The sequence below is a fragment of the Acidimicrobiales bacterium genome (assembly GCA_035531755.1).
Taxonomy (GTDB): Bacteria; Actinomycetota; Acidimicrobiia; order Acidimicrobiales; family UBA8190; genus DATKSK01.
Genome location: DATKSK010000050.1, coordinates 1 through 10999 on the forward strand (window position 1 = coordinate 1; position 10999 = coordinate 10999).

A 10999-nucleotide genomic window follows, 5' to 3' on the forward strand; every position below is an offset into this window, starting at 1 on the left:
GCGGGCGTGCTCGCGCAGTGACTCGAGCGTCGGCATGTCGGCGGCGCGCCGGGGGACGACGACGGCGACGCCGATCTCCCCCATGACTTCGTCGGGCCGTGCGACGACGGCGACGTGGGCGACACCCGGGTGGTCGGCGAGCACGTTCTCGACCTCGAGGGGGAAGACGTTGTAGCCGCCGCGCACGTACATCTCCTTGGCGCGCCCCTCCAGGTGCAGGCGTCCCCGGTCGTCGACGAAGCCCAGGTCGCCGGTACGCACGGCGCCGTCGGCGGTGAAGACGGCGGCCGTCGCCTCGGGGTCGTGCCAGTAGCCGCTCATCACCGCCGGCGAGCGCAGGCAGACGTGGCCGACCTCACCGGCGGCCGACAGCTCGTCGTCGTCGGCCCGGATGGTGAGCTCGACGCCCTGCCGCGCCCGGCCCACGGTCTCCTCGGCATCCTCGGGGGGATCGTCGTGCGCCGTGCCGACGCCCACGCCGGCCTCGGTGCAGGTGTAGCGCACCACCACGGGCACCCCGAAGCGCAGCCGCGCCTCGCGGACGAGCGCGGCGGTGGCGGGCCCTCCCCCCATGGCGATGGTGCGGACGCTGCTCGTGTCGGTGGCCTCGAAGCGCTCGTGGCGGAGCATGAGGGCCACCTGCGTGGGGATGCCCCCGAGCGCGGTGATGCCGTGCCGCTCGACCATGTCGAGGGCCGTGCCGGCCGACCACTTGTCCATCAGGAACGTCGTCCCGCCGCCGCGCAGCGCCTGCGGCAGCTTGGTCATGTAGCCGAGGTGGGCGAACGACGTCGACGACAGGCCGCGCCCGCCGCCCCCCCAGCGCCCCCCGCCGTCGATGTCGCCGATCGCCCGCAGCTGGCGCGCCGCGAACACCGCACCCTTCGGGTCGCCGGTGGTCCCCGACGTGAACACCACCGCCACCGGGTGGTCGGGGTCGAGCGGCGCGGGGTCGGCGCCGCCGGGGTCGGCCCCGCTCCGCAGCTCGGGGAGCACCGCGTCGGGGGCGACGTCGGCGCCGACGGCCACCGCGACCAGGTCGCCGACCCCGGTCACGGCGGCCACGTCGGTATCGCCGGCGAGCGGCGCCGAGGCGACGACGAGCCGCGGGCGCGCCACCGCCAGGCAGCGGCGCCGTTCGGGGGGCGACAGCCGGTCGTTCACCCCGGCGGTGACGGCCCCGATCTTGGCGGCCGCCGCGTAGGCCACCGCGTACGCGGGACCCGACGGCAGGAGGAGCGCGACCACGTCGCCGGCGCCCACGCCCCGGGCCCGCAGGCCGGCGGCGGCCTCGTCGGACAAGCGGTCGAGGTCGCGGTAGGAGAGGGCGGCGCCCTCGGGCGTGACGTACAGCGGCGTGTCGCCGTAGCGCGAGGCCGCCTCGCGGACGACGTCGCCGAGCATCCCGGCCCCCGTTCAGTCGCCGAGCCCGTAGAGCTCGGCGGCGTTGCCGCCCAGGACCATCGACTGCACCTCGGGCGCCAGGGGCGCCATCGTCCGGCGCAGTGCGTCGACCGCGCCCGGGAAGGTGGCGTCGTGGTGCGGGTAGTCCGACCCCCATACGATGCGCCGCTCCCCGATGGCCGGGGCGAGCGCGGGCAGGGTGCGCTCGTCGACCTCGTAGCTGACCCAGCACTGGCGGGCGAAGTACTCGCTCGGCGCCATGCGCAGGTCGGGGCAGAAGCCGCCGAAGCTCCCGGCCTGCTCGTCCAGGCGGTCCAGCCAGAACGGCACCCAGCCGCCGCCGGACTCCAGGAACACCACCCGCAGGGCGGGGTGACGCTCGAGCACCCCGAACGTCACCAGCTGCGCGTAGGCCAGCATGGCCTCGAAGGCGTGGGACACGGCGTGCAGGACCAGCGGGTTGAAGGGGCGGTCGGACCCCAGGGTGGGGACGATCACCGAGCTGCCCTCGTGGACCGCCACGGCGGTCCCGGTCTCCTCGGCGGCTTCCCACACCGGCTCGTAGGCAGGGTCGGAGAGCGAGCGCCCGCAGCACGGGTTGGGCCGGACGAAGGCGGCCACGGCGCCGAGCTCGTGGCGTGCCCGGCGCAGCTCGGCCGCGGCCGCGGCGGGATCCTGCATGGGGAGCATGGCCGCGCCGAACAGCCGGTGGGGGTCGGCCGCGCAGTACGAGGCCAGCCAGTCGTTGTAGGCGCGGGCGATCCACAGCGCCGCCCGGGCGTCGTCGAGCGCCCAGAAGTACAGCCCGACGGAGGGGAACAGCACGGCCCGGTCGATGCCCTCGGTGTCCATGTCGGCGAGGCGCGCCACGGGGTCCGCGCCCCCCGGCCACGCCTCCTCCAACGAGCGGAAGGACGCCGGCTCCGAGAAGCGGGCCCCCGGGGTGGCCAGGGTGCCGAGCGGCACGGCCAGGATCTCCTTGTCCCCGACGACCACGTGCTCGTAACCCTGCGCGTCACGTTCGATGCGCGGCCGGTGCGGCTCGGGCACCGCGGCCCAGGCGGAGCGCGGCTCCACCACGTGCCCGTCGGCGTCGACGACGCTCACCGCGGCCCTCCGGTCGCCCGCCAGTCGTCGGCGGCCGGCATCGGGTGGCGGAACAGCTCGGCGGCGTTGCCCGCGGCCATGCGGCGCAGCTCCTCGTCGGGCAGGTGGCCCATGGTCCTCTCGAGTACCGCCTGCGTGTCGGGCCACGTGGAGTCGGCGTGCGGGTAGTCGCTCTCGAGCATGATGTGGTCGACGCCGATGCGGTGGCGCAGCTCGATGACCGACGGGTCGTCGATGGTGCAGAACCAGAAGTTGCGCCGCAGCACCTCGCTCGGGCGCAGGTCCGACGGCCACGACGTGCTCTCGGTGCCCGACGCCGAGTGCTCGAGCACGTAGTCGGCCCGGTCGAGCAGCATCGGCACCCACCCGATCCCGCCTTCCGACATGGCGATCGACAGCCCGGGGAAGCGCAGCGGCACGCCGGACCACAGCCACTCCGCCGCGGCCAGCAGCGCGTTCACCGGGAAGAGGGTCGGGAAGAGCTCGAAGGGCGGGTCGGGCGACGGCAGGGGCGCCCATGCCGAAGCCCCGGTGTGGAGGCACACCACGGTGGCCGTCTCCTCGCACGCCGCGAAGAACGGGTCCCAGGCCCCCGAGAAGATGGACGGCACCCCCAGCCGCGCCGGGAACTCGGGGAAGCTCACGGCCTTGAAGCCGCGCTCGGCGTTGCGGCGCACCTCCTCGGCTGCCACGGCCACGTCGACGAGCCACGGCAGTTGCAGCGGGATGATCCGTTCCGGAAAGGTGCCGGCCCACACCTCGGCGTGCCAGTCGTTCCACGCCCGCAGGCAGGCCAGGCCCAGCTCGGGGTCGTCGGACCGGGAGAACACCGATCCGCAGAAGCCCGCCACCAGCGACGGGAAGCACAGCGAGGCCCACACGCCGTTGATGTCCATGTCGGCGATGCGCGCGTGGATGTCGAAGCAGCCGGGGCGCATCTCGTCGAAGCGCGACGGGTCCATGCTCCAGGTGTCGCGCCGGCGCCCGGCGACGGCGTTCAGGCCCACGTTGGGGTAGGTGCGGTCCTCGTACAGCCAGTGCTGGACCCCGTCGTCGCGCTCGACGACGCGCGGGGCGCGCGCCGCCAGGCGCGCCGGCACCCGGCCCTCGAACAGGTCGGGCGGTTCGATGAGGTGGTCGTCGACCGAGATGACCGGCACGCGGATCGGGCGCGGGTCGGGGTCGGGGAGCAGCACGCCGGTCACGGGCGCAGCGCCGCCGAGCAGAACGCCCACAGGTCCTCGGCCACGGCGGTCGGCGGGTCGTCGATCTGGTGGCAGATGAGGGCGTGCAGGTGCGACACCACGAGGTGGAAGAGGGTGCGGGCGTCGCGCCGGGCGTCGCCCGCCCGGACCCGGCCACGGGCCTGGGCGTCGGCCACGGCACCCTCGAAGACGTCGACGAAGGGCTCCAGCACGGCGCGCAGCTGGTCCGGGTGCGACTCGGCCAGCCGCAGGTGCTCGCGCACCAGCGCCGCCGCGTAGGGGAGGCGGCCGTCGACGGTGATGAAGCGGAACAGCCCGACGACGGCCAGGCGCAGGCGCTCCACCGGGTCGGGCTCCCCGCCCACCATCGCCGCCAGGGCGGCGGCCCCCCGCCGGGCGTCGTCCTCGAAGAGGGCGACGAGCAGCTCGTCCTTGCCGGGGAAGCAGCGGTAGAAGCCCTTGAGCGACGTCCCGGCGCCGGCGACGACCTGGTTGACGGTGAACGTCGGGCCCTCGGCGTCCCACACGAGCTCGCGGGCCGCCTCCACCAGACGGGTGGCCACATCGTCGGCGACCGCCACGCCACGCGCCCGGGACACCATCGGCACCGGAAACTATCATCCCGGAGAACGGCATTCTCCGGACGCGGGAGGGGACGGGTGGGCGAGGCGATCGGGCTCGTGATCGACGGCGGCGTGGTGCCCGGCGAGGCCGGCACGTACCCGGTGACCAACCCGGTGCGCCCGGCCGAGGTCGTCCTCGATGCCCCGGCCGCTTCGCCGGCGCAGCTCGACGCGGCCGTGGCCGCGGCGCGCCGGGCGCAGGCGGCCTGGGCGGCGCTCGACCCGGCGGAGCGGTCCGAGCTCGTCCACAAGGCGGCCGCGGCGGCGGGCGCGGCGGTGGAGGCGCACGGCCTGGCGAGCCTGCTCACCCGGGAGCACGGCAAGGTGCTGTGGGAGGCGCAGTTCGACTCGGGCACCATCGGCGGGATGGCGGGGGCCTTCGCCCCGCTCGTCGCCGAGGCACTGGCGCCGCGTTCGATGGGCGGCGGCGGTCGGCGCACGCGCGTGGTCCACGAGCCCTACGGGGTGGTGGCGGCGGTCCTGCCCTTCAACTGGCCGGTGTCCGTGCTCGGCAACAAGGTGCTCCCCGCCCTCCTGGCCGGGAACACCGTCGTGGTCAAGGCCCCGCCCACCTGCCCCGGCGCCGTGCTCGCCGTCACCGCGGCACTGGCCGACGCGCTCCCGCCCGGTGTGGTGAACGCCGTGAACGGCCCCGCCCCCGAGCTCGGGGAGCTGCTCGTGTCGCACCCGGGCGTGGACATGGTGTCGTTCACCGGCGGCGTGCCCACCGGTCGCGCCGTCATGGCGGCCGCCTCCGGCGCGGTGCGGCCCGTGGTGCTGGAGCTCGGCGGCAACGACCCCGCCATCGTGGCGCCCGACGTCGACGTCGACGACGCCCTGGCCGACCGGATCGCCGGCGCCACCTTCATCACCTCGGGCCAGGTGTGCATGGCCATCAAGCGCCTGTACGTCCCCGAGGACAAGGTGCGGGCCATGGTCGACGCGCTGGTGGCCCGCGTGGGCGCCGAGGTGGTGGGCGACGGGCTCGCCCCCGAGGTGACCATGGGGCCCGTGCACCGCCCCGCGGCGCGCCACCGGGTCGAGGCCATGCTGGAGGAGGCCGCCGGGCGCGGCGCCACCGTGCACCGCCCGGCGCGCGTGCGTGACGAGGACGCCGGGGCCGGCGGCTACCTGGTGTCGCCCGCCATCGTCGAGGGCGTCCCCGACGACGCCCAGATCGTGTGCGAGGAGCAGTTCGCCCCCGCGCTGCCGGTGCTCGGCTACCGCCACATCGACGAGGCGATGCGACGCGCCAACGACTCGCCCTACGGCCTGTGCGCGTCCATCTGGACCGCGGACGGCGACCTGGCCGCCGAGGCGGCCCGGCGCTTCGAGGCCGGCACCGTGTTCGTGAACAACCACGGCACCGCCGCCATGGACCACCGGGCACCGTTCGGGGGGTGGAAGCAGTCGGGCTACGGCGTCGAGCTGGGGCCCGAGGGGATGCTCGCCTTCACCCGCCCCAAGACCGTCCTGGAGTTCCCGGCGTCGTGACGGGCCCGGCGAGTCGTACCCCGGGGAGCTGCGCGTGCTCGACCTGCTGATCCGCGGCGGGACGGTGGTGGACGGCACGGGGGCCCCGGCGCGGCGCGCCGATGTCGCCGTGCGCGACGGCCGCATCGTCTCGGTGGGCCCCACCGACGAGCCGGCCGCACGGGTCGTCGACGCCGACGGGCTCATGGTCGTGCCGGGGTTCGTGGACCTGCACACGCACTACGACGCCCAGCTGTCGTGGGACCCGGCCGCGAGCCCCTCCCCACTGCACGGCGTGACCACCGTGATCGGCGGCAATTGCGGGTTCTCGTTGGCGCCGTCGGGCCCGGAGCACGCCGAGTACCTGGCCCGCATGATGGCGCGGGTCGAGGGCATGCCCATCACCGCGCTGCACCACCTCGACTGGTCGTGGGCGTCGTTCGGGGAGTGGCTCGGCCGGCTCGACGGCGCCGTGGCGGTCAACGCCGGCTTCCTGGTGGGCCACTCCACGCTGCGGCGCGCCGTCATGGGTGACGCCGCCGTCGGCGGTGCGGCCGGCCCCGGCGACGTCGACGCCATGCGCCGGGCGCTGCACGCCGCGCTGGAGCAGGGCGCCCTCGGGCTGTCGACGTCGCGGGCGCAGACCCACAACGACGGCGACGGCATGCCGGTCCCCTCGCGCGCGGCGGGGCGCGCCGAGCTCGAGGCGTTGTGCGCCGTTGTCTCCGAGCATCCCGGGACCACGCTCGAGCTCATCGTGCCCGGGTGTCTCGACGGGTTCAGCGAGGACGAGGTCGAGCTCATGGCGACGCTGTCGCTGCTCGCGGATCGCCCGGCCAACTGGAACGTCCTGGGGGTGTCGGCCCTCAACCCCGGCGGTGTCGAGCACCAGCTCGAGGCGTCCACCGCCGCGGCCGAGCGCGGCGCCACCGTGGTGGCGCTGACGCTGCCACACACCATGAAGATCCGGCTGTCGTTCGAGCACGGGGCCATCATCGATGCCCTGCCCGGGTGGCGCGAGATGTTCGCCCTGCCGGTCCACGAGCGCATGGCGGTGCTGCGCGACCCCGCGGCGCGGGCCCGCCTCGACGCGGGGGCGAAGTCGAAGGAGGCCGGGATCATCGGCGCGCTGGCGCGCTGGGAGAACCTCGTGATCGACGAGACGTTCGACCCCGCCAACGCCGCCTACGAGGGACGTTCCGTGGGCGACGTCGCCGCCGAGACGGGCACGGACCCCTTCGACGCGCTGCTCGACGTCGTGATCGCCGACGGGCTGCGCACCGGGTTGCGCCCGCCCATCGGCGAGTCCGAGGCGGACTGGGAGCTGCGGGCCCGGGTGTGGCAGGACCCGCGCACCGTGGTGGGGGGGTCCGACGCCGGCGCCCACCTCGACGTCATGTGCGGGGCCATCTATTCCACCTCGATGCTCGGCGACGGCGTGCGGGCCCGGCAGCTGCTGTCGTGGGAGGAGGCCGTGCGCCAGCTCACCGACGTCCCCGCCCGGCTCTACGGCCTGCGCGACCGCGGGCGGGTGGCGGCGGGCTGGTGGGCGGACCTGGTGCTGTTCGACCCCGACCGGATCGGCCACGGGCCCGAGCGCACCCGCGCCGACCTCCCCGGCGGCGCCGGCCGTCTGTACGCCGAGGGCATCGGCATCGAGCACGTGCTGGTGAACGGCGAGGAGATCGTGCGGGCGGGCTCGTTCACCGGCGCGTTGCCCGGTGCGGTGCTGCGGTCGGGCACCGACACCGACACCGTCACGGCCGGGGCCGGCCGGCCATGAGCGGCCGCACCGTGCGCGCCGCGGTGGTCCACGAGGTGGGCGCCCCCTTCGTGGTCGAGGAGATCGAGCTCGCGCCCGTCGGGCGGCGTGACGTGCGGGTCAGGATGGCGGCGAGCGGCGTGTGCCACTCCGACCTGTCGGTCCAGGACGGGTCGATCCCCTTCATGTTCCCGACCGTGCTCGGCCACGAGGGCGCCGGGGTGGTGGTGGAGGTCGGCGACGACGTCACCCGGGTCGCACCCGGCGACCACGTCGTGCTCACGTGGATGCCCGCCTGCCGACGCTGCTTCTGGTGCCTGTCGGGGCAGGTGATGCTGTGCGAGGTGGGCCTGGCCGAATCGTTGGCCGGCCCCTACGCCACGGTGCGGGGCGCGCCGCTCGTGCGGGGCCTCGGCACGGCCACCTTCGGGGAGGAGACCCTCGTCCCCGAGGGCGAGGTGGTGCGCATCGACCCCGCCGTCCCGTTGGAGCTCGCCGCCCTGGTGGGATGCGCCCTCGCCACCGGGGTGGGGGCCGTGTGGCACACGGCCCGGGTGACCCCGGGCTCCACCGTGGTCGTCGTCGGGTGCGGCGGTGTGGGCCTGTCGGTGATCCAGGGGGCGCGCCTGGCGGGGGCCTCCGCCATCGTCGCCGTCGACCGGTTGGCGTCCAAGCTGCCCACGGCCGCGGCCATGGGGGCCACGGCGCTCGTCGACTCGTCGGCCGAGGACGCCGCCGCCGCCGTGCGGGCCCTCACCGGCGGACGGGGCGCGGACTTCGGCTTCGAGGTGGTGGGCCGGGCCGACACCATCAAGACGGTGTTCGCGGCGGTGCGCCGGGGCGGTACGGCGGTGCTCGTCGGGGCCGGCTCCCCCGCGGAGCAGGTGTCGTTCTCGGCCTTCGAGCTGTTCGTCGACGCCAAGACGGTCGTCGGCTGCGTGTACGGGTCGACCGACGCCGACCGGGACTTCCCCGTCCTGGTCGACCTGGTCCGGCGGGGCGCCATCGACGCCGCCGGCATGGTGACGCGCCGCATCGGGCTCGACGACATCAACGACGCCTTCCGGGCGATGGAGGCGGGCGAGGTGGCGCGCAGCGTCATCGTCTACGGCGCCGGCCCGGGCCACGGCGACAGCGGGCGCGGGGCCGGCGGCGCCGGTGCCGGGAAGGAGCGATGATGGCGGTCGACCTGCACGTCGTGGACGCCGACGCCCATGCGGTGGAGCCGCTCGAGTTCTTCGCCGAGCTCATGGCGCGCTTCCCCGACCACGTCGGCCTGCGCACCGACACCAGGCTGGGCGTGCTCGTCGAAGGGCGGCCCTATCCGCAGTACGAAGGCCCCGGTGCCGGCTGCCCGCCCCAGCACGGTCTGACCACGGCTCCGGGCGTCGAGCCCGGCACGGTCGAAGGGGTGCTCGCCAACGCCGACACCGACGGCATCGACGAGATGGTCCTGTTCCCGAGCTTCGGCCTGTGCGTCCCCACCCTCGAGGACCCGGTGCTCGGGGCCGGGATGGCCCGGATGTACAACACCTGGGCGGCCGGGTTCTGCGCCCAGAGCGGGGGGCGCCTCCACGGTGTGGCCGTGGTCCCCATCGAGCACGGCGTCGAGGCCGTCACCGTGATGGAGGAGGCCAAGGACCTCGGGCTCGTGGGCACGATCGTGCCCCCGGCGTTGAAGGACCGGAACCTCGACCACCCCGACCTCGACCCGTTCTACGCGGCCGCCGCCGCCATGGACATGCCGCTCGGCGTGCACGGCGCCCCGGGGATCCACCTCCCCAAGATCGGCGTCGACCGCTTCGACAATTACATCCAGGTCCACTGCATCAGCTTCCCCTTCGACCAGATGACCGCCATGACCGCCCTCGTGAGCGGCGGCGTCTTCGAGCGGCACCCCACGCTCCGGGTGGCCTTCCTGGAGGCGGGCGCGGGGTGGCTGCCGTGGTTCGTGGAGCGCCTCGGCGAGCACTACGAGTCGCGCGGCGACTGGATACCGGACGGCTGGCGCCGGCCGCCGGCGGAGTACGTGGCCGCGGGCAACGTCGTCGTCACCTGCGAGCCCGACGAGGACGCCCTGCCGTGCGTGGTGGAGCTGCTCGGCGACCGCTGTGTCATGTTCGCCAGCGACTACCCGCACTGGGACGGGGCGTGGCCCCGGGCGACCACCGAGCTGCGCGCCCACGCCGAGGGCCGCCTGGCCCCGGCCGCGCTCGCCCGGGTGGCGGCCGAGAACGCCCGTGACTTCTACAACCTGCCCCGATGACCGCGACCGCGACCACGACACAGAAGGGATCCGGCCCCGTGTTCGTCGACGCCGACGGCCACGTGCTGGAGCACCCGACGGGATTCCGTGCCTTCGCCCCCAAGGGCTTCGAGGACAGGGTGTGGCACATCGAGGTGGACGACGCCGGCCGGGAGTGGGCCGTCATGGACGGCACCCGCAGCCTCGCCAACTTCATGTCGCTGGCGGGCACGGCCGGAATGTCCGCCGAGGACCGCGACCGGGCCCAGCGCGGCGAGCTGCGCTACACCGAGGTGCGCCCGGCCGCCTGGGACGCGCCGGCGCGGCTGGTCGACATGGACACCGACGGCATCGACCAGGCGGTGCTGTACCCCACGCTGCTGCTCGGCATCCAGGGCCACCCCGACGTGGAGTTCGCGGCGGTGATGTGCCGGGCGTACAACGACTGGCTGTCGGACCACACCCGGTCGGGCGGCGGCCGCCTGTTCGGCGTGGCGGTCCTGCCCCAACAGGACGTCGAGCTGGCCGCGGCCGAGATCCGCCGGGTCGCGGCGCTGCCGGGGATCGTGGGCGTGTTCCTGCGGCCCAACCCCACGGTCGACTGGCGGCCCTTCTCCGACGCCGCCTACGAGCCGCTGTGGGCGGCGGCGTCGGACACCGGCCTGCCCGTGGGCCTCCACCCGTTCCTGGCGGCCGACCTGCCCGGCGCCTGCCAGGGGTTGCGCATCAACCGCCTGCGCACGTCGGCCAACCCGCTACCCGATCACACCGGGACGGTGGCGATCGACAACATCTTCTTCACCCAGGCCATCGCCAACCCCTTCGACATGATGAGCTCGATGGCTTTTCTCCTCGCCGGCGGGGTGTGCGAGCGCTTCCCCGACCTGCGCCTGGTCTTTCTGGAGGCCGGGGGCGGGTGGCTCGTGCCGTGGCTCGAGCGGCTCGACCACCACTACGAGATCTTCGGGTGGGACGTCCCCCAGCTGCGGGCCGAACCGTCGGAGTACTTCCGCCGGCAGTGCTGGATCAGCTTCGACCCCGACGAGTCCACGCTGGCCTTCACGGCGCGTTCGCCGCTGTGCGGGGCCGACCGCATCGTCTGGGCGTCGGACTACCCGCATCCCGACGCCGTGTTCCCCGGCGTCACCCGCGAGCTGCGCGAGGCGGTGGCCTCCCTGTC

9 protein-coding genes are annotated in these 10999 nt (G+C 74.8%); 5 read left to right on the forward strand and 4 right to left on the reverse strand.

From position 1 onward, the window contains the following. The 4 genes from VMV22_10570 to VMV22_10585 form a co-directional block, all read right to left on the reverse strand. Positions 1–1404: class I adenylate-forming enzyme family protein (locus VMV22_10570; GenBank protein ID HUY22765.1), on the reverse strand; the 1404-nt coding region annotated here is incomplete at its 3' end. Between the two features lie 12 nt (positions 1405–1416). Beyond that, positions 1417–2511, reverse strand: coding sequence for an amidohydrolase family protein (locus VMV22_10575; protein HUY22766.1), 1095 nt, complete (start codon positions 2509–2511; stop codon positions 1417–1419). Then, entirely contained in the window at positions 2508–3746 is a 1239-nt protein-coding gene (locus tag VMV22_10580; GenBank protein HUY22767.1) for an amidohydrolase family protein, read from the reverse strand. The genes VMV22_10575 and VMV22_10580 overlap by 4 nt, the downstream gene beginning before the upstream one ends. Beyond that, positions 3713–4318: a TetR/AcrR family transcriptional regulator gene (locus VMV22_10585; GenBank protein HUY22768.1), complete on the reverse strand. Its 606-nt coding sequence runs from the start codon at positions 4316–4318 to the stop codon at positions 3713–3715. The genes VMV22_10580 and VMV22_10585 overlap by 34 nt, the downstream gene beginning before the upstream one ends. Positions 4319–4375: 57 nt before the next feature. On the opposite strand from VMV22_10585, the gene VMV22_10590 reads away from it, so the two are divergent. The 5 genes from VMV22_10590 to VMV22_10610 form a co-directional block, all read left to right on the forward strand. Beyond that, entirely contained in the window at positions 4376–5833 is a 1458-nt protein-coding gene (locus tag VMV22_10590) for an aldehyde dehydrogenase family protein (GenBank protein ID HUY22769.1), read from the forward strand. 34 nt (positions 5834–5867) lie between these two features. After that, positions 5868–7595, forward strand: coding sequence for an amidohydrolase family protein (locus VMV22_10595; protein HUY22770.1), 1728 nt, complete (start codon positions 5868–5870; stop codon positions 7593–7595). Beyond that, positions 7592–8752 carry a zinc-binding dehydrogenase gene (locus VMV22_10600; GenBank protein HUY22771.1) on the forward strand — a complete coding sequence of 387 codons (1161 nt, stop codon included), beginning with the start codon at positions 7592–7594 and terminating at the stop codon, positions 8750–8752. Before VMV22_10595 ends, VMV22_10600 begins: the two co-directional genes overlap by 4 nt. Further along, a complete protein-coding gene (locus tag VMV22_10605; GenBank protein HUY22772.1) occupies positions 8752–9840 on the forward strand; it encodes an amidohydrolase family protein in 1089 nt (362 codons plus the stop codon). The genes VMV22_10600 and VMV22_10605 overlap by 1 nt, the downstream gene beginning before the upstream one ends. Continuing rightward, the coding region (locus tag VMV22_10610; GenBank protein ID HUY22773.1) for an amidohydrolase family protein at positions 9837–10999 on the forward strand (1163 nt) is incomplete at its 3' end. The genes VMV22_10605 and VMV22_10610, both read left to right, overlap by 4 nt.

Coding starts and splice junctions, on each gene's coding strand:
- VMV22_10605 (HUY22772.1), top strand. CDS start 8,752: ATGGCGGTCGACCTGCACGTCGTGGACGCCGACGCCCATGCGGTGGAG.
- VMV22_10600 (HUY22771.1), top strand. CDS start 7,592: ATGAGCGGCCGCACCGTGCGCGCCGCGGTGGTCCACGAGGTGGGCGCC.
- VMV22_10585 (HUY22768.1), bottom strand. CDS start 4,318: ATGGTGTCCCGGGCGCGTGGCGTGGCGGTCGCCGACGATGTGGCCACC.